The 19,690-nt window shown below is 64.8% G+C and carries 11 protein-coding genes; 7 read left to right on the plus strand and 4 right to left on the minus strand.

Annotation, left to right across the window (positions count from 1 at the left end):
- The first annotated feature begins 5 nt into the window (after positions 1-5).
- The 5 genes from Tam10B_RS06050 to Tam10B_RS06070 are packed head-to-tail and all read left to right on the plus strand — an operon-like array spanning position 6 to position 7,064.
- Complete coding sequence (locus Tam10B_RS06050) at positions 6-1,346, plus strand: AAA family ATPase (protein WP_093960356.1); 1,341 nt, start codon at positions 6-8, stop codon at positions 1,344-1,346.
- Positions 1,347-1,355: 9 nt separating this feature from the next.
- Positions 1,356-2,561 (plus strand): DUF58 domain-containing protein, encoded by a 1,206-nt coding sequence (locus Tam10B_RS06055; RefSeq protein ID WP_093960357.1) that lies wholly within the window; start codon positions 1,356-1,358, stop codon positions 2,559-2,561.
- On the plus strand, positions 2,558-5,035 hold the full coding sequence (locus tag Tam10B_RS06060) for a transglutaminase-like domain-containing protein (protein ID WP_093960358.1): 2,478 nt from the start codon (positions 2,558-2,560) through the stop codon (positions 5,033-5,035). The genes Tam10B_RS06055 and Tam10B_RS06060 overlap by 4 nt, the downstream gene beginning before the upstream one ends.
- A complete protein-coding gene (locus Tam10B_RS06065) occupies positions 5,032-6,141 on the plus strand; it encodes a PP2C family protein-serine/threonine phosphatase (RefSeq protein ID WP_093960359.1) in 1,110 nt (369 codons plus the stop codon). The genes Tam10B_RS06060 and Tam10B_RS06065 overlap by 4 nt, the downstream gene beginning before the upstream one ends.
- Before the next feature lie 5 nt (positions 6,142-6,146).
- Entirely contained in the window at positions 6,147-7,064 is a 918-nt protein-coding gene (locus Tam10B_RS06070; RefSeq protein WP_093960360.1) for a variant leucine-rich repeat-containing protein, read from the plus strand.
- Between the two features lie 70 nt (positions 7,065-7,134).
- Here Tam10B_RS06070 and Tam10B_RS06075 read toward each other — a convergent pair whose 3' ends face one another.
- Positions 7,135-7,680 carry an FHA domain-containing protein gene (locus tag Tam10B_RS06075; RefSeq protein WP_093960361.1) on the minus strand — a complete coding sequence of 182 codons (546 nt, stop codon included), beginning with the start codon at positions 7,678-7,680 and terminating at the stop codon, positions 7,135-7,137.
- A 112-nt stretch (positions 7,681-7,792) separates the two neighbouring features.
- On the opposite strand from Tam10B_RS06075, the gene Tam10B_RS06080 reads away from it, so the two are divergent.
- Entirely contained in the window at positions 7,793-9,025 is a 1,233-nt protein-coding gene (locus Tam10B_RS06080; protein ID WP_093960376.1) for a putative ABC transporter permease, read from the plus strand.
- 163 nt (positions 9,026-9,188) lie between these two features.
- Here Tam10B_RS06080 and Tam10B_RS06085 read toward each other — a convergent pair whose 3' ends face one another.
- A complete protein-coding gene (locus tag Tam10B_RS06085) occupies positions 9,189-13,334 on the minus strand; it encodes a DNA-directed RNA polymerase subunit beta' (protein WP_093960362.1) in 4,146 nt (1,381 codons plus the stop codon).
- Between the two features lie 110 nt (positions 13,335-13,444).
- The gene (gene rpoB / locus Tam10B_RS06090) at positions 13,445-17,071 is read right to left on the minus strand and encodes a DNA-directed RNA polymerase subunit beta (protein ID WP_093960363.1); all 3,627 of its coding nucleotides are present in this window, start codon (positions 17,069-17,071) and stop codon (positions 13,445-13,447) included.
- A 434-nt stretch (positions 17,072-17,505) separates the two neighbouring features.
- Between rpoB and Tam10B_RS06095 the strand changes: the two genes are divergently transcribed.
- Complete coding sequence (locus tag Tam10B_RS06095; protein ID WP_093960364.1) at positions 17,506-18,501, plus strand: exonuclease domain-containing protein; 996 nt, start codon at positions 17,506-17,508, stop codon at positions 18,499-18,501.
- Between the two features lie 210 nt (positions 18,502-18,711).
- Here Tam10B_RS06095 and Tam10B_RS06100 read toward each other — a convergent pair whose 3' ends face one another.
- Complete coding sequence (locus Tam10B_RS06100) at positions 18,712-19,605, minus strand: HAD family hydrolase (protein WP_093960365.1); 894 nt, start codon at positions 19,603-19,605, stop codon at positions 18,712-18,714.
- Positions 19,606-19,690 lie beyond the last annotated feature (85 nt).

The raw sequence follows: 19,690 nt of genomic DNA on the forward strand, positions 1-19,690 counted from the left end.
ACGACATGGCTGACAGCAACATGGATGATGACGTGACCCGTCTGGGACGATTCCGCGGGTTCTCCCCGATCCCGTCGGATCCGTCGGACGGTTCGGACGACACCGAGGCGACCCAAGTGTCCGCGAACCGCGTGCGGGCGACACCGGGCAGGGGTGCCGGCGCCGGCACCGGCGGAACCGGCGTGGCCGAGGACTCCGACGAAACGCTGCTGGGCTCGTTGCCGCACGGCCAGGGCCGTTCCCCGCATGCCGCGGCATCTCAGCGCGCCGTTCCCGGGAACACCGTTCCCACGCAGCCGATGAGTCAGCCGCTCATCCAGCGGCCGGCACAGCAGACGACGGCGCGTCAGCCGCTGATCAGGCATGACCGGCAGCCGAGCGCACCGGCGTCAAGTGCATCCATCGCCCGGTTCGGCGAGGTGTTCAACGCGATCGTGCGCAACGTGTCGAAGGCGGTCATCGGCAAGGACGAGACCATCCGCCGGTGCGTGACCGCGCTGATGGCCGGCGGCCACGTTCTGCTCGAGGACAATCCCGGCACCGGCAAGACCCAGCTGGCGCGCGCCCTCGCCAATTCGATCGACGCGCCGTTCAAGCGCATCCAGTTCACCCCCGATCTGCTGCCCGGCGACGTGGTGGGCGTCACCTTCTACGATCAGCAGACCGGTGCCTTCACCTTCCGCAACGGCCCGGTGTTCGCGGCCACCGTGCTCGCCGACGAGATCAACCGCGCCTCGCCGAAGACACAGTCCGCACTGCTGGAGGTCATGGAGGAGCAGAAGGTCACCGTCGACGGCGTGACCCACGACGTGCCGCAGCCGTTCATGGTCATCGCCACGCAGAACCCGATCGAACAGCTCGGCACCTACCGTCTGCCCGAGGCGCAGCTCGACCGTTTCCTGATCAAGACGTCGCTGGGCGACCCCGGTCACGACGCCAGCCTGAACATTCTGCGCGAGGCGGGAATCCGTGACCGTGCTGCCACTATTCGACCGGTCACGACCGCGGCCGACGTGCTCGCCATGCGCAGGATCGCGGAGACCGTACGCGTCGACGACGCGATTCTCGAATACGTCGTCCGTCTCGTGGAGGCCACGCGGCACAACGACAAGCTCGCCGTCGGCTCGTCCATCCGAGGAGCGCTCGCGCTGGTCCGTTCGGCACGCGTGTGGGCGGCGGCCGATTCCCGCGGGTACGTGGTGCCGTCCGATGTGAAGGATCTCGCGGTGGCCGTGCTCGCCCACCGTGTGATGCTCACGCCCGAGGCCACGTTCGCCGGAGACACCGCCGAAGGCGTAATCGAATCGGTGATGGACGACGTGGTCGCCCCCACCATCGGCGCATAGGGCACGATCATGGCACGACCGATCACTCTGCCGCAGCTGCGGCCTCCGACGCCGGTGCTGCGCGCCCTACGTTTTCTCAGGGACTATGTGTCCCCGCTCGGCTGGACCATATTCGCCGCCGCCGTGCTCTGCACGCTGGGATATGCGCTCCTCGGCTGGGATGAGCTGCTCGCAGCCGCCGTATTGTGGACGATCATGCTCATCGTCGCGATCGTGATGTCGCTGGGCAACACCGGATTCTCGGCGCAGCTCGACGTGCCCACGCGGCGCATCACCGTCGGCGACACGGTCGACGTGAACGTGACGGTAAGCAATCCCGGACGGTCCGTCACCGCGCACGCGCACGGCGACATCACGATCGGCGACGATCATGAGGGGTTCCCCATCCCCTCGCTGGCACCGCGACAGAGCAAGCAGACCGGGGTGACGTTCACGGCCGCGTCCCGTGCGGTGCTGTCCGTGGGGCCGCTGCGCGTGCGCAAGGGCGACCCGTTCGGCCTGATCCGCCATGAGAAGACCATCGCCGAACGGATCAGCGTGTACATCCATCCCCGCACGGTGCACCTGCACGCGCTCGACGCGGGCATCCAGCGCGATCTGGAGGGGCAGCCCAGCGGCGACATCGTGGATGACGATCTCGACTTCTACGGACTGCGGGAATACGAGCCCGGCGACGACATGCGCAACGTGCACTGGCTGTCCACGGCCAAAGCCGGCACGCTCATGATCCGCCAGTACGAGGCCACCCGTCGCACCACCACCGTGCTTGCGATCGGCGTGAATCCCCAAGACTACGCCAGCCGTGACGAGTTTGAACTCGCCGTGTCCGTGCACGCGTCGATCGGCGTGCAGTGTCTGATGCAGCATCGGCCGCTGCGCACGGTAGCCGCCGACCACCGCGACGACCCACGCACCACCATGGCGTTCCTCGACGCCTGCAGCGCCATCAAGCCGGATGATCGAGAGGACGCGAATCTTGCCGCGTCGGCGCTGGATCATTGCCCCGACGCATCGCTCTACTGCTTCACCGTGGGTTCGGGCAAGCCGGACGACGTCATCAAACGCATGATGCTCAGCATGCCCCAGGCGGCCGCCCGTCTGGTACTGCGCGTCGAACCCGGCGCCGAACGCGCCCTGCGACGGTTCGACGGGTTCACGCTCGCCACCGTCGGCGATCTCGACGACCTGCCGCTGATCATGGAGGCCATGTCATGATCCCCGTCACACGCCATGGTCGCAAGGCTGCCCGCGGCGCAACCGTACGAGGCACGGCCTCACCCGGATCCTGGGCGGACTCCCCCAACCCCGCCATCCACGTCTCCCGATCCCTTGCCCAGGGAACGGGACTGCCCCGCCGTCGAATGCCGGTGCGCGTCCGGTCCGACCGCACCGTGCTCGTCAGCGCCGTGATCATCACACTGGCGAGTCTTGCCGCCTCGCTGAATCTGCTCACCGTCTACGGTTCGCCTGCCGCGTGGGCCCTTGGTGCCGTACCGGCCGCGCTGATCGGCATCGCATGCGCGCTCGCCGGGCTGGCGCCCACACTGCGTCTGTGGTGGCAGCTGCTGTTCCTCGTCGTCGCGCAGTTCGTGGTCGGTCCGGTCATAGCATTGCCCGGTACCACGGTCGCACGGGTAGTTCCCACGTTCGACACGCTCTCCCAAGGGGCTGCGGCCACGCTCGGCGCGTTCAAGTACATCATCGCCATCGAGCCGGCGGTGGGCACCGGCAGCGGTGATCTGATGGCGCTGTGGACCATCGTGCTGTGGTCCACGTTCCTGGCGGGCGTGTTCGCGTTCACCGCCAACGCGCTGTTCTCACTGCTGTCGCTGGTCATCGTGCTCGTCGAACTCGCCGTCTGTGCGGCGCTGGGCACGTCGTCGGGTTTCCATCCGATCGTCGTCGGCGTGCTGATCGCACTGGCAATGCTGGTCTGGATGAGCTGGCGACTGCGACTGCTCGAGGCGAACCGTCTGCTGGCGGCGGCGCTGATCGTGGTGCTGGCCGCGGCCGGAGCCGGTGGCGCGGCGATCGCGCTCACCGGACAGCGTCAGGTGCTGCGCGACCATTACGAGCCTCCGCTCAGCCCGTACGACTATGCGAGCCCGTTGAGCGGACTGCGCTCCTATGTGAAGGACCACAAGGACGACAAGCTGCTCACCGTCACGGGACTGCCGGCCGGCACGCCGGTCCGTCTGGCGGTGATGGACCGATTCGACGGCTCGGTGTGGAACCTGTCCGATTCGTCGGCTGCGTTCGGATCCTCGGACTATCGTCGCGTGGGCGACACCATCGGAGGCGATCGCAACGGCGAGAGCACCGCGAAGGGCAAGTCGTTCACCGCCACGTTCACCGTGCACAACGGGCTCGGCGACGTATGGATGCCCCTGGCCGGCTCGGCGTCGTCGGTCTCGTTCGGCACCGACGCCCTGTCGCAGTCGTTCTACTACAACACCGGCACCGATTCGGCGCTGCTGTCCGGCGGACTGAGCGCCAATCTCACCTATGTCGAACGTGGCGTGATCGCCGAACAGCCGAATTCACGACAGATCTCCGGTGCCGACGCCGCGGCGGTAAACCAGCCCAAGGCGCAGGACGTGCCCGAATCGGTGAAGTCCACCGCCACGTCATTCGCCGGCGGCGAGTCGAAGGATGGCGCGGCCGCTCAGAAACTCGCCGACAAGCTCAAGGACAACGGCTGGTTCTCACACGGTCTGCAGGGCGACTATCCGTCCCTGCCCGGTCATGGCGCGTACCGTATCGACCTGCTGCTGGGCGGCGACGCCATGGTGGGAGACAGCGAACAGTATGCTTCGGCCATGGCGCTCATGGCCCGCGAACTCGGCCTGCCGTCGCGCGTGGTGATGGGATTCCTTCCCAAGGACTCGGATGGCGGCATCTCCGACGCGCGCACCACGGTGCGGGACGACGGCACCACGAGCATCGACTTCACCGGCAACGACATCGCCGCCTGGGTGGAGATCAAGCTCGACGGCTACGGCTGGGTGGCGTTCTATCCCACGCCCAAGGAGACGAAGATCCCGAACGACGATCAGAACCTCACTCCCCCGAACCCGCAGACGCTGGTCCGTCAGCCTCCGGTGCCGCTCGAGGATCCGCTGCGCGATCAGAATCAGACCAAGGGGCAGACGAACATCGGCGGCAGCGATGCTGATGCGAACGCGGCGGCCTTCTGGCGCATGTTCCGTCTTATCGCCGGACGCGTGGCGTTGTATGGCAGCCCGCTCTGGATAGCACTGCTTGTCGTCGGCGCGATCCTGCTGTTCAAGTCGCTGCTGCTGCGTCAGGCACGCGGCCGCGGCTCGCCAAGCATGCGCATCGCTCAGGGATGGCGGTGGATCTGCATGCTCGCCGCGCAGAGCGGCGCTACGGTATCCGGCACGCGGCGCGAGCAGAGCCATATGCTGGCCGACCAATTCGATCTGCCCCTCGAGACGCTGGACGATCTGAGCCGACGCGCGGACCGGGCGGCGTTCTCTGGCGAGAAGACGGACGACCATACCGCGGCAGCCTACTGGCAGGACGTGGACCGCATCCTCGAGCGCATGCTGCGATCCATGCCGAGACGCCGGGCCTTGGCCACACGACTGTCGGTCAGAGGCCTGTTCGTCAACCCCGTCGACCCTCGATATCTTTCCCATACCCATAACAGGCAAGGAGCATCATGACCCACGTGTATCTTGACGCGGCGATGATCTGCGACATCGGTCGCCGACGCAGCATGAACCAGGATCGCGGTCTTGCGGACGGCGGACTGTTTCTGGTGTGCGACGGCATGGGCGGTGGCGTGGCCGGTCAGGAGGCCAGTGCCCGCACCATCCGTCACTGCGAGTCGCTGATCGACCTCGACCGGCGTTCCAAGGCCGATATCGCCGCGGTGATCGACGAGGCGCAGCGTGACGTATGCGAGCTCGGCCGCGAGCTCGGCGGCGTCTCGGGCACCACGCTCACCGGTCTGGTGCTGTCCAGTATGGGCAGCGTGGCGACGCATCGCACCCACACCGTACGGGATGATTCCGCCGACTCCCCGACGGACATCGACGACACGGACGACACGTTGGACGGCATGGTCAAGGTGTCCGACGCGGTGATCACCGCCCAGCTTGACCTTGACGGGTTGGACGACACGCTTGACTCCATGCCCGCGACCGGCAGGCCGGGCTTCCCCTGCGTGCTGGACTTCGACGACGATGCGATGCCGTCGTGGTATGTGGTGAACATCGGCGATTCGCGCACCTATCATCTTGACGCCCAGCCGGGTGGCGGGTGGAGCGCGTCGTCGATGGTGCAGGTCACGCGCGACCATTCCCGCCGTCAGGAGCTGATCGATGCCGGTGTGATGCTGCCCGAACTGGCCGATCAGCTGGTGCCGCGCAATCTCATCACCCAGTGCGTGGGCGCGCCGGAGGGCATTGACCCGGACTATTTCCGCGCCGACCTGCCCGGCCGGTTCATCGTGTGTTCCGACGGTCTGCATTCCGAACTGGACGACGATGCGATAGCCGCGATCGCCGCGGTCAACCGCAGTCCGCGCGAGGCCGTACAGGCTCTGGTGGAAGCAGCGCTTGCCGCCGGCGGCAAGGACAACGTCACGGTGATCGTGGTGGATACGGTGTGCAGCCCGGACGACGTCATGGCATCGCGCGACGATGATGCCGCATGGTCGTATGTGAAGATCGCGCGTGACGAGGATCTGTCCAGCATCGGCGAATCGACGCTGGACACGCTGAGGACGGTGGCAGCCCGTCATCAGCTTGAGCGCAAGGGAAAGTGAGAGGAATGGTCGATTATGACTCCGCCGTGCAGGCGGTGCAGGATCCGAATGCGGACCCGGTGTTTCTGGCGAGGATAGCCTATGAGAACCCGGACTTCGGCGCGAACGTGGCTGCCCATGAGCGCGCCTATCCGGGACTGCTGCGCTGGATCGCCGAGTTTGGCGACGACCGGGCCAAGGCCGAGGCCGCGTCCCGCGGATATACGGCGGCCGGAGGTCCGGTCGTGCCGCGTACGGAGGACGACGCCGAGCGAGGTGGCGCCGAGGCTCGGGTGGAAGACGCTCCGCATGGCGTGGGACAGCTGTTGCATGCGGTGCATGTGGAATCGGCTCCGCAGTCTCCGGCCGCGTCGGTATCTCCGGCCGCGCCGGCGTCTCCGATCGCGCCGGCGTCCCAGTCGATACAGCCGGTTCCGTCTCATGCGTCATCGGCAGATGCGCCTGCAGAGCCAGTACAATCCGCTCCGGTTCAACAGCCTGTTGCCATGCAGCCCGTTGTACAGCAGTCGGTGCCGGTGACTGCCGGGCAGCAGCCGTTGCCGGTCATGCAGCAGGAGCCGCCACAGCATGCGGTCGCCCCGCTTATTCCCGAGGATCATCAGCCGGCCCCCAATGGTCAGCCCGTGGAAGAATCCCCGTCGGCGGCGGGGTCAGCGGCCGGTCAGACCGTCGTCCATCAACCCGCAGGACGTCATCGCGCAGACGACGAGCACGGCAATCCGTACGGGTTCACGATGGAGCAGGCGCTCGATCCGAATACGGATGCGCTCACCATCGCGCAGATCGCCCAGTATGCGCCCGAACTGCGCGTGTATCTGGCGCGCAATCCCAGCACGTATCCGGAGCTGCTTGAATGGCTCGCCCGCCAGCACGATCCGCAGATCGACGCCGCCCTGGCCGAGCGCAACGCCGTTCAGAAGTAGCCGTATCCGGGCTCCCCTCTCTGAGGGGAGCTGTCACCGTAGGGTGACTGAGGGAAGCCAATACTGTCGCTTAACGCTGTTCCTCGAGGTTGAAGAACTGGTCGCCGATGCGTACCGTGCACGGTACGGTCACCTTTACCGGGCGCCCCTTCACCTGGGTCTCCTCGCCACTGACGATGAGGAACGTGCCGTTGAGCGACCCATAATCCTCGATCCACAGTCGTCCTTCCCGGTCGAAGCTCACCGCGGCGTGGTTGCGTGATATCGTGCGGGTCGGGTCGTCGAGCTTCTGCGGGCTGACGCCTTCGGGCACGGCCTTGGTGGGCTTTCGCCCCAGCAGTGCGCTGCGGTCGAGTATCACGGTCTGACCAGTGGCGTCGTTGCGAAGCACGTATCGATGATTCGGCTGCCGGTCGATGAACGATGGCGACAGCACCGTGCCGTCCCAATCCTCGTTGCCGTACGGGGAGCCGTTGATCGGCGTGACGGGAACCTCGTCGGCATGCGCGGAATGCGATGCCGCACCGCCTGCAGGTATCGACGCATCTCCGGGCATGGTGTCTTCGACGTACCAGCCTGGCTCGGGCGGCGGAGGATAGGGAATGCTTCTTCTCATACGTTCAGTCCTACCACACATGAGGCATCGAATCCCGTCACCGACGCGGTACTGCCGGTGAACGACGCGAATAGTATGGATGAAGCACACGGACATGCATACGGGAGGGAACATGACCGTACCATCAGTCACACATCAGGACGCGTCCATCAATCTTGCCGGCGAAAGACCGGACGTCACTGCCGACGCCATCGATGAAATTCGTCTTCCACTGCTCGCCAAGATCTACGGCGCGCTGTGTCTGGCGGTTGGCATCGTGGCGTTCCCGCTGCTGGTGCTAGCCATCGTCGTCGTGGTTCGTTCGATCGACGTGGCCGAGATCACGCCCACGCTTACGGTGATTCTCACCGTGCTGCACGCCCTGCTGCTCGTATCGGGCAGTGTCTCGCTCATCGTGTTCGGCGTGTTGCTGCTGCGGAATCGTCGCCGTCATGCGGCACGTTGGGCGTATGTGCTCATTCCGATCACGCTGATGCAGGGCCTGTCGAGTCTGGCCTTGTTCGGTCTGGGCCCTGGACTGCTGCTGCAGTTCGTGCAGCTGGTGCTGCTGGTCGTGATCTCCGTCACCGCGGATCCGATGCTGGCTCTGGAGCGTCGCGAGCAGCGTCTGGTCAGGCGAATCGAGGAGCAGGACGAACTCGCCGCGGCGGCCAGGATCGACATGGTCGGTCGTGATCTGACCGGACGGGGATATATCGCACTGGACTTTTTCAACCTGTTCTGGGTGTTCGTCGTGGCGAGCGTGGTAGGGCTCGGCATTGAGACCGTCTATCATTTTGCGCTGTATAACGGGGAGTTGCAGGATCGCGCGGGCCTGCTCTATGGTCCGTTCTCACCCATCTATGGTTTCGGCGGCGTGCTGCTCACGGTGTTTCTCAACCGGTTGTGGAATCGCAATCCGCTGCTGATTTTTCTTGCCAGCGCCGTGATCGGCGGCGCGTTCGAATATGCCACGAGCTGGTTCATGGAGGTGGCGTTCGGCGTCACCGCCTGGGACTACACGGGCCAGTGGCTGTCGATCAACGGCCGCACAAGCGGCAAGTACATGATCATGTGGGGGCTGCTGGGCGTGATCTGGATTCGCTGGTGTCTGCCCCACCTGTTGAAACTGATCAACCGTATCCCATGGCAGTGGCGGTATTCGCTTACCGTGGCGTGCTTCGTGCTGCTGTTCGTCGACGGCACGATGACGCTGATGTCGCTGGACTGCTGGTATTCGCGCGTCTCCGGACTGACACCGGACTCCCCCATCGAAACGTTCTTCGCGAATCACTACGACAATGCCTATATGCAGCATCGTTTCCAGACCATGACCATCGATCCGTCCCGTACGGGTCGTGTGTAAACGACGTGAAACGTGAAACAACGTAAAGTATTGTGAAACAAACAATACGAATCGTTGACCGATATGAGAATACGGCAAGGGCCGTGGCCCCCGAATGGGAGTCACGGCCCTTGCCGTATTCTGGCCTGATCAGGCGTCAGCGAACCGAGTCAGATCACTCAGCTCACTGGGCGTCGTCGGCGGGCTTATCGCCAGCGGCGTCGTCGGAACCGGTGTCGGTCGTGTCGTCGCCGAAGGCTCCGGACAGATCACCGAAGTCAACGTCGCCGTTGGCCGTGCCGTTGTCGTCACCGCCGAGATCGTTGAGGAAATCGTCGGGGTTGAAGTCGTCGCCAAGGCTCAGGTCGCCGAAGTCGATGTTGGAGAAGTCCACATCGCTCAGATCGGCGTCGGACAGATCCACCATGCCATCGCCACCGTCGTCGCTCAGACCGAAGCTCGGGTAGATGGTGTCGCGGATGGCCTTGTCGGGCTCGACGCGGGCGTTGCGGTAGCGAGCCAGACCGGTACCGGCCGGGATCAGCTTACCGATGATCACGTTCTCCTTGAGGCCCTTGAGGTCGTCGACCTTCTGGTTCAGGGCGGCTTCGGTGAGCACGCGCGTGGTCTCCTGGAAGGAGGCCGCGGACAGCCAGGAGTCGGTGGCCAGCGAGGCCTTGGTGATGCCCATGAGCTCGGGACGACCGGTGGCCGGACGCTTGCCAGCCTTCAGGGCGGCCTTGTTGACCTCCTTGAAGCGGGCCTTGTCGACCAGCTCGCCCGGCAGCAGCTCGGTGTCGCCGGAGTCGAGCACGGTGTAGCGACGCAGCATCTGGTGCACGATGACCTCGATGTGCTTGTCGTGGATGTCCACACCCTGGGAGCGGTACACGGTGTGCACTTCCTCCACGATGTTCACCTGCGCGGCGCGGGCACCCATGATGCGCAGGATCTTCTTCGGATCCACGGAACCCACATACAGCTTGGTGCCGCGCTTGATGTGCTCACCGTTCTTGACGAGCAGCGGCACGCGGGTTGACACCTTGTAGTCGAAGTGGTCCACCTTCTCGCCGTCGGCGTCGCAGGCGTCGGGATCGTCCGGGAACAGCGTCACGACGCGTCCGGCCTCGTTGTCCTCGACCTTCACGGTGCCGTCGTACTCGGCGATCATGGCCTCACCCTTAGGCGTACGGGCTTCGAAAAGCTCGGTAACACGGGGAAGACCCTGGGTGATATCGGCCGCGGCGGCCACACCACCGGAGTGGAAGGAACGCAGCGTCAGCTGGGTACCAGGCTCACCGATGGACTGGGCGGCCACGATGCCCACGGCCTCGCCGGTGTCCACCAGCTTGTTGGTGGCCAGAGACCAGCCGTAGCACTTGGCGCACACGCCTCGACGGGACTCGCAGGTCAGCACGGAACGGGCCTTGACCTCTTCCACGCCGTGGGCCACGAGGTCCTTGAGCACGTCCATCGACAGGGCGTCGTCACGGTGGTAGAGCACCGTCGTGCCGTCGGCCGGGTCGATCACGTCGGCGGCGAGCAGACGGGAGTACGGACCACCGTCGGCGGCCTTGACGAGCGTCAGGTTGCCGTCGTCGTCACGGTCGGCCACGCGCATCTTCAGACCCTGCTTGGTGCCGCAGTCCTCCTCGCGCACGATCACGTCCTGGGAGACGTCGACCAGACGACGGGTCAGGTAACCCGACTCTGCGGTCTTCAGTGCGGTATCCGCCAGACCCTTACGTGCGCCGTGCTGGGAGATGAAGTACTCCAGCACGGACAGGCCGTCGCGGTAGTTGGACTTCACCGGTCGCGGAATCGGCTCGCCCTTCGGGTTTGCCACGATGCCACGGATACCGGCGATCTGGTTGATCTGCATCATGTTTCCTCGTGCACCGGACTGCACGATGATGGACAGGTTGTTCGTCGGGAAGAAGCCCCTCTCGACGGCCTTCGACACGTCGCTGGTGCAGTCGTTCCACAGGTTGATGAGCTGCTGGCGACGCTCCTCCTCGGTAAGCAGACCCATGTCGTACTTGCCATTGATCTTGTGCGCCTGCTCCTCGGCCTTGGAGATGTACTCGTGCAGTTCCGGCGGCTCGATGACGTCGGAGAACGCGAAGGTCACGCCGGACCACGGTGCGCGGGTGAAGCCCATGTCCTTCAGGGCGTCCAGCGACGCGGCCACCTGCTGGGTGGAGTAGCGGGAGGCGATGTCGTCGACGATCTTGCTCAGCTGCTTCTTGCCGACCTGGTAGTTCACGTACGGGTAGTCCACGGGCAGGGTGCTGTTGAACAGCACACGGCCGTAGCTCGTGGCGAACAGGACGGAACCGTCGACGAAGCGCTCCTCCTTGACGGTCTCCGGGCTGCCGGGCTGCGGGTCGACGACCTTGAGCTCCTTCGGCTCCCAGCCGGCGGGCAGCACGAAGTCGGCGGGCATGCGCACCAGCACCTCGGCCTGCATGTCGATCTCATGCAGATCGAGCGCCATGCGGCACTCCTCGAGCGAGCCGAAGACGCGGCCCTGGCCCTTGGCGCCGTCGAGCACGGTGGACAGCCAGTACAGACCCAGGATCATATCCTGGGACGGCATGGTCACGGTGTGGCCGTCGGCGGGCTTCAGGATGTTGTCGGAGGCCATCATCAGCGAGCGGGCCTCGGCCTGGGCCTCGGCGCTCAGCGGCAGGTGCACTGCCATCTGGTCACCATCGAAGTCGGCGTTGAACGCGGCGCAGGCGAGCGGCGGCAGGTGGATGGCCTTGCCTTCCACCAGGATCGGCTCGAACGCCTGAATGCCCAGACGGTGCAGCGTAGGTGCACGGTTGAGCAGCACCGGGTGCTCGGAGATGACCTCCTCGAGCACGCCCCACACCTCGGAGTCGCCGCGGTCGACCAGACGCTTGGCGCTCTTCATGTTCTGCGCGTAGTTGAGGTCCACCAGACGCTTGATCACGAACGGCTTGAACAGCTCCAGGGCCATCGGCTTCGGCAGACCGCACTGGTGCATGCGCAGCTCCGGGCCGACGACGATCACGGAACGACCGGAGTAGTCGACTCGCTTACCGAGCAGGTTCTGACGGAAACGACCCTGCTTGCCCTTGAGCATGTCGGACAGCGACTTCAGCGGACGGTTCGAGGCGCCCGTCACCGGACGGCCACGACGGCCGTTGTCGAACAGGGAGTCCACGGCCTCCTGCAGCATGCGCTTCTCGTTGTTGAGCATGATCTCGGGGGCGCCGAGGTCGATCAGTCGCTGCAGACGGTTGTTGCGGTTGATCACACGACGGTACAGGTCGTTGAGATCGGAGGTGGCGAAACGGCCACCGTCCAGCTGCACCATCGGGCGCAGATCCGGCGGGATCACCGGGATCACGTCGAGCACCATGGCCTCCGGGCTGTTGCCGGTGGAGATGAAGGCGTTGATCACCTTCAGGCGCTTGAGGGCGCGGGCCTTGCGCTGGCCCTGCTTGGTGGTGGCGATCACGTTGCGCAGGTTCTCGGCCTCGCCCTGCAGATCGAAGTCATGCAGACGCTTCTTGATGGCCTCGGCGCCCATGCAGCCGTCGAAGTAGTCGCCGTAGTCGTCGACCATCTCGCGCCACAGATCCACGTCGCCTTCCATGTCGCCGGGCTTAAGGGTCTGGAAACGATCCCACACGGCGGTATGACGGGCGATCTCGTCGTTGTAGCGCTTGCGGATGGCCTTAAGGTCGCGCTCGGCGCCGCTCTTGAGCTTGGTCTTGGCGGCGGAGGACGCCTCACCGGTGGCCTCGAGCTCGCTGAGATCCTCCTCGAGCTTCACGGCGCGCTTGTGCAGCTCGTTGTCACGGGCCTTCTCCAGGTTCTGGATGCGCACGTCGAACTCGTCCTGCAGGTCGGGCATGTCCTTGTGACGCTGCTCCTCGTCCACGGAGGTAACCATGTAGGCGGCGAAGTAGATGACCTTCTCGAGGTACTTCGGCGGGATGTCCAGCAGGTAGCCCAGACGGCTCGGAACACCCTTGAAGAACCAGATGTGGGTCACCGGGGCGGCCAGCTTGATGTGGCCCATGCGCTCACGACGCACGCGGGACTTGGTCACTTCCACGCCGCAGCGCTCGCAGACGATGCCCTTGAAGCGCACGCGCTTGTACTTGCCGCAGGCGCACTCCCAGTCGCGGGTCGGGCCGAAGATCTGCTCGCCGAACAGGCCGTCCTTCTCGGGCTTGAGGGTACGGTAGTTGATCGTCTCGGGCTTCTTGACCTCGCCGTGGCTCCACTTCAGGATGTCCTCGGTGGTGGCCAGACCGATCCTCAGTTTGTCAAATGCATTAACGTCCAGCACTCTATGTCCTGTCTGTTTAGGTTCTTTACTGCTTCACGTATTGGTTTTCGGGCAAGGGTGCGCGCCGCACCGGCACACTTTCGGCAGTGTGCGGCGCGCACCGGCTTGCATCAGCGGTAGGTCGGTTCCTCGGACTCGGTCGGAGCGTTCGAACCGGCTTCCGGACGGGCGCCGATGTTGAAGCCCAGATCGTCGGAGGCGGAGACCGGATCGTCGTCCTCTTCCTTCATGTCGATGGCCACGCCTTCGGCGTTGAGCACCTCGACGTTCAGCGACAGGGACTGCATTTCCTTGAGCAGCACCTTGAAGGATTCGGGGATGCCGGCCGGCGGCAGGTTGTCGCCCTTCACGATTGCGCCGTAGACGCGCACGCGGCCGTCGACGTCATCGGACTTGATGGTCATCATCTCATGCAGCGTGTAGGCGGCGCCGTAGGCCTCGAGGGCCCACACCTCCATCTCGCCGAAGCGCTGGCCACCGAACTGGGCCTTACCGCCCAGCGGCTGCTGCGTGATCATCGAGTACGGACCGGTGGAACGGGCGTGGATCTTGTCGTCGACCAGGTGGTGCAGCTTCAGGATGTACATGTAGCCCACGGAGATCGGCTTGCCGAACGGCTCACCGGTACGACCGTCGAACAGCCAGGCCTTGCCGTCGTCGCCGACGAGCTTGTCGCCGTCGCGGTTCGGCAGCGTGGTCTTGAGCAGGCCGTTGAGGGCGTCCTGACGCACACCGTCGAACACCGGGGTGGCGACCGGGGTGTTCGGGTCGGCCTTCTCGGCGCCGGCGGGGATGTGCTTCTTCCACTCGGCCTCGAGGTTCGGGTCGATGTTGATGTCCCAACCGGAGTGGGCGATCCAGCCCAAGTGCAGCTCAAGCACCTGACCCAGGTTCATTCGGGAAGGCACACCCAGCGGGTTGAGCATGATGTCGACCGGCGTACCGTCGGCGAGGAACGGCATGTCCTCCTCCGGCAGGATGCGGGAGATGCAGCCCTTGTTGCCGTGACGGCCCGAGAGCTTGTCGCCCACGGTGATCTTGCGGTGCTGGGCGATGTACACGCGGATCATGGAGTTCACGCCGGTGGGCAGCTCGTCGCCGTCCTCCTCGGCATCCTCGCGGGTGATCTCCTTGACGGCGATCACGGTACCGGTCTCGCCGTGAGGCACGCGCAGCGAGGTGTCGCGCACCTCGCGGGACTTCTCGCCGAAGATGGCGCGGAGCAGGCGCTCCTCCGGGGTCAGCTCGGTCTCGCCCTTCGGGGTGACCTTACCGACCAGGATGTCGCCGGCCTCGACCTCGGCACCGATGCGGATGATGCCGCGCTCGTCGAGGTTGCTCACGGCGTCCTCGCTCACGTTCGGCAGATCGCGGGTGATCTCCTCGGCGCCCAGCTTGGTCTCGCGGGCGTCGATCTCGTACTCCTCGATGTGGATGGAGCTCAGCGTGTCGTCCTGCACCAGACGCTGCGAGATGATGATGGCGTCCTCGTAGTTGTAGCCGTTCCACGGCATGAAGGCGACCAGCAGGTTCTTGCCCAGGGCCATCTCGCCCTGATCGGTGGCCGGACCGTCGGCCAGCACGGAGCCGGCCTCCACACGCTCACCCTCGTGGATGATCGGGACCTGGTTGTAGCAGGTGGTCTGGTTGGAGCGCTGGAACTTGGCCAGCTTGTAGCTGGAGGTGGTGCCGTCGTCGTTCATCGTACGAATGATGTCGGCGGACACGTAGGTCACCACGCCGTCCTTCTCGGCCTTGACCACGTCGCCGGAATCCACGGCGGCGCGCCATTCGCCGCCGGTACCCACCAGCGGACGCTCGGAACGGATCAGCGGCACGGCCTGACGCTGCATGTTCGCACCCATCAGTGCTCGGTGGCCCTCATCGTGCTCCAGGAACGGAATCAGGGAGGAGCCGACGGACACCATCTGACGCGGGGAGACGTCCATGTAGTCCACGTCGGAGACCGGGACGTCGACCGCCTCTTCCTCGTTGGCTCGAGCAAGGGCGTCCTCGTGCACGAAGCGACCCTCGTCGTCCAGCTCCTGGTTGGCCTGGGCGATCACGTGGTCGGCTTCCTGATCGGCCGTCATGTACTCGATCTCGTTGGTCACCTGGCCGTTGATCACCTTGCGGTACGGCGTCTCGATGAAACCGAACGGGTTCACGCGTCCGAAGGTCGCGAGGGAGCCGATCAGACCGATGTTCGGGCCTTCAGGGGACTCGATCGGGCACATACGTCCGAAGTGGGACGGGTGCACGTCTCGCACCTCCATGGAGGCGCGGTCGCGGGACAGACCGCCGGGGCCCAGAGCGGACAGACGGCGCTTGTTGGTGATGCCGGCCAGCGGGTTGTTCTGATCCATGAACTGGCTCAGCTGGGAGGTTCCGAAGAACTCCTTGATCGTGGCGGCCACGGGGCGGATGTTCAGCAGGGACTGCGGGGTGATGGCCTCGGCGTCCTGCGTGGTCATGCGCTCGCGCACCACGCGCTCCATACGGCTCAGACCGGTGCGCAGCTGGTTCTGGATCAGCTCGCCAACCTGACGGATGCGGCGGTTGCCGAAGTGATCGATATCGTCGGTCTCGACGCGCAGCTCGATGTCCTCGCCGTTGCGCTTGCCCGGGAAAGTCTTGTCACCGGCGTGCAGCGTGACCAGGTACTTCAGGGTGGCCACGATGTCCTCGGGCTTGAGGCTGCGATCGTTGATGTCGCCTTCCAGACCGAGCTTGCGGTTGATCTTGTAACGACCGACGCGCGCCAGATCGTAGCGGCGGGTGTTGAAGTAGAAGGAGTCGAGCAGGTTGCGGCCGGCCTCCGGGGTGGCGGTGTCGCCCGGACGGATGCGGCGGTACAGCTCGGTCAGGGCGCGGTTGCGGATCTCCTCGTCACTCGGGCGCTGGTCGATCAGCGGACGACCGGAGGAATCCTTCGGGGTGATGGCGTCCATCTCGTGGGCGAGGGCGTCGAGCACCAGCGGGTAGCCCTGGAAGGCGTCGTGGATCTCGCGCTCGGTCATGCCGATGGCCTCGAGGAAGATGATGGCGGACTGCTTGCGCTTGCGGTCCACGCGCACGCCGAGCACGTCGCGCTTGTCGATCTCGAACTCAAGCCAGGCGCCGCGGCTCGGGATGATCTTCGCACCGTAGACGGTCTTGTCGGTGGAGCGGTCGCGGGAGCTGTCGAAGTAGACGCCCGGGGAACGCACGAGCTGGGAGACGATCACTCGCTCGGTGCCGCCGATGATGAAGGTGCCATGCGGGGTCTGGAGCGGGAAGTCGCCCATGAACACCGTCTGGCTCTTGATCTCGCCGGTGTCGTTGTTGCAGAACTCGGCGTTCACGTACAGCGGCGCGGAGTAGGTGTAGTCCTTCTCCTTGCACTCCTGCACGGTGTGACGCGGCTCTTCGAAGTAGGGGTTGGAGAACGTGAGGCTCATGGTCTGGGCGAAGTTCTCGATCGGGGAGATCTCCTCGAAGACCTCCTCGAGACCGGAGGTGTGCGGCACGGTGTTGGTGCCGTTCGCCAGATCCTCCTCGACGCGCTTCTGCCAGCGCTCGTTGCCGATCAGCCAGTCAAAGCTGTCGGTCTGGACGCCCAGCAGGTACGGGACGTCGATGGGCTCCTTGATGGAGCCGAAGTTCACGCGCGGCGAGGCCTTGTGCAGCTTGATGTCATGCTCATCCGCACGAGCGTAGACTTTGGTGGTATTGGTTTGTGTGCTTTCGGCAGCCAAGATGGGATGGTCCTTCTCGTTCGCTGTTATTCCATACGGCCAGGAAACGCACCCCGGGCAATCGTGGTATACAATCGTCGCGGGCGTTTCCCCAGTTGATGTATGCCCGCTATATGACACACGTCGCTAATCGTCAAAAGAATACCACATTCTCGCGTGTCGCGCAACCAAGCGTGTATGCTTCTTGAACTTTCTCGTCATCCCTGCCGACTGATACCGCCCTTGTGTCCGGTTGCCTTGAACGGCACTCCCCCGCGCCGTCCTCCGGCGAATCCATGGTTTCCGCCCCGGATCTTCCCGGCATTGGACCATCCGGCGTTCCACCCGGATTTCGAGCCCTTGCTACCATTCGCGCCGCCACCGGCAGCATTCGTTCTGTTCTTCGTCATACCATCAGTATGTTCCCACCACCGGAAGCGGAAAGGAAGGCCATCATGACTCACCCGACGACGCAGTCGCTCGCCCGCGGATTCGCGGTGGTGGACTTCGAGACCACGGGACTGGTGCCGGAGCGTGGCGACCGGGCCATCGAGATCGGCGTGACGCTGCTCGACCCGGACGGCAACATCGAGCATGAGGACGAGACGCTGATCCACGTCAGCCGCGATCTGGGCGCACAGCACGTGCATCACATCCGGGCCGCCGAGCTGAAGCATGCCCCCGAATTCGACGGCATCGCCCGGCAGCTGCGCGACTATCTGGCTGGTCGAGTGTTCGTCGCGCACAACGTGGCGTTCGACTCACGGGTGCTGCGCAGCGAATACGCCCGACTGGGCTATGACATTCCCGTTCAGGGCAAGACAGCCTCGGCCAATCGACGCGGCGCCGAAGCCTCCACGACCCTGTGCACCATGCGGCTCGGCGGCAAACTGCTCGGCGTCCGCTCCCTCGCCTCCTGCTGCGCCCGGTTCGGCATCGGCAACCCGGACGCGCACAGTGCGCTGAGCGACGCCCACGCCACGGCGCTGCTGCTGCGCGAATACATGCGCATGATTCCGGACTGGCCGGGCTGGGCCGCGCACCTCGATGCCGCCGAACAGGCACGATGGCCGCGCATCAGCGAGAACATGGCCCGCTGGATGCCACGCCCGTCGCATGCCTCCGACGGCAGCAACATCATGGACAGCGACATCCCGCTTGCTTCACGCGTCACATCCGAGACCGCGCCCGCTCCCCCGCCGCGACTGCGCGAGGGCGACCGCATCGTGCTTACCGGCGCGATGTCGCAGCGCCGCGCCGACTGGATCGACGACCTCGCCGCCGTGGGCGTCACGGTCTGGCCGTCGGTCACCAAAAAGGTGCGGCTCGTGGTGGCCGCCGACGTGGACACCGAATCCACCAAGGCGCGCAAGGCCCGCGCCTACAACATCCCCATCGTCAGCGAGCGCTGGCTCAAGACCGCCGTCGAAAACGGCGTCGATGCCGCCTGAGCCCCACTCATTCGCTCCTTCATAGGACATATCGGCCACAAGACCACGAGTTTTGTGGTTTTCTTCGCGGATTTCCACCCAGGAATCGTTGCAATCGCGTAAATCCTAGCGGCCATCCGGGCCGATGCACAGCCTGAAAACCACAAAACTCGCGGTCCGAGCGGCCCGAACCATCCAACCCGCCCAAACAAGCACAAATGGTCGGGAAACTCACACCAGTCCGAGTGTGACGAACGCGTTGGCCAGTCCGTCGTCGTGGATGTCGGTGGTCACGATGTCGACGATGTCCTTGATGCCGTGGATCGCGTTGCCCATGGCCACGCTGGTGCCGGCCATCTTCAGCATGGCGGTGTCGTTGTCGCTGTCGCCGATGGCGATCGTGTCGGCGATGTCGCAGCCGAGTGCGGCGGCCACGTCACGTACGGCCGTGCCCTTGTCCACGCCGTTGATGAGCAGTTCGCCGTTGTTCGGCGAAATGCGGTCGTACGATGCGTGCACGGTGGTGAACCACGAGCTCAGGTCGCGCTGCACGTCCTCGAAGCTCACGTCCGGATCGGGCTTGGAGAAGTAGGATCCCTTGCTCGCGCGGATCACGTGACCGAGCGTGGATCCTTCGGGGATCTCCACGTCATCGATCACATGCCAGTATTTGGCGAACTCGCCGCTGTTCCACGCCGATTTCTTCGCCTGCAGATGCCGCAGATACCCCTGCGAGATGTACATGCCGTCGGCTCCCTGCCACTGGTAGCTTTCGATGTCGTGCCGTTTGAAGTATTCGGTCGCCGCGTCGATCGCCTCGGGCGAGACGAAATGCTGGAACAGCACGCGCTCGCCGAGGTTCGCCTGTGCGCCGGCCACGGAGACCACGCCGTCGAATCCGAGATCGAGGATGTTGCGCTCGATCTTGGGCAGCGAGCGCCCGGTGCAGATGAACAGCCGGTGCCCGTTGGTCTGTGCCGCGCGGCATGCGGCCTTGGCCGATTCGGGAACGACGTGGTTCTCGTCCGCCAGCGTGCCGTCGATGTCGATGAACACCAGCTTGCCGTGCGCCTTGCCGTCGCCGGCCTTGCCACTGCCGTCATTTGTGGAACCGTTGGAAACCATGGAGCCCTCCCGTCGTGTTTGACAGTAATGTACCGCAGTGTCGCATACATCGTCGTATGGGTGAGGACCCATTCATACGGCATAC

The organism is Bifidobacterium vansinderenii, assembly GCF_002234915.1.
Taxonomy (GTDB): domain Bacteria; phylum Actinomycetota; class Actinomycetes; order Actinomycetales; family Bifidobacteriaceae; genus Galliscardovia; species Galliscardovia vansinderenii.

Bases quoted from the DNA above. Each gene is read 5' to 3' on its own strand.
- Tam10B_RS06050 (WP_093960356.1), top strand. From the start codon at position 6: ATGGCTGACAGCAACATGGATGATGACGTGACCCGTCTGGGACGATTC.
- Tam10B_RS06080 (WP_093960376.1), top strand. From the start codon at position 7,793: ATGACCGTACCATCAGTCACACATCAGGACGCGTCCATCAATCTTGCC.
- Tam10B_RS06055 (WP_093960357.1), top strand. From the start codon at position 1,356: ATGGCACGACCGATCACTCTGCCGCAGCTGCGGCCTCCGACGCCGGTG.
- Tam10B_RS06100 (WP_093960365.1), bottom strand. From the start codon at position 19,605: ATGGTTTCCAACGGTTCCACAAATGACGGCAGTGGCAAGGCCGGCGAC.
- Tam10B_RS06070 (WP_093960360.1), top strand. From the start codon at position 6,147: ATGGTCGATTATGACTCCGCCGTGCAGGCGGTGCAGGATCCGAATGCG.
- Tam10B_RS06060 (WP_093960358.1), top strand. From the start codon at position 2,558: ATGATCCCCGTCACACGCCATGGTCGCAAGGCTGCCCGCGGCGCAACC.
- Tam10B_RS06065 (WP_093960359.1), top strand. From the start codon at position 5,032: ATGACCCACGTGTATCTTGACGCGGCGATGATCTGCGACATCGGTCGC.
- Tam10B_RS06095 (WP_093960364.1), top strand. From the start codon at position 17,506: ATGACTCACCCGACGACGCAGTCGCTCGCCCGCGGATTCGCGGTGGTG.
- Tam10B_RS06075 (WP_093960361.1), bottom strand. From the start codon at position 7,680: ATGAGAAGAAGCATTCCCTATCCTCCGCCGCCCGAGCCAGGCTGGTAC.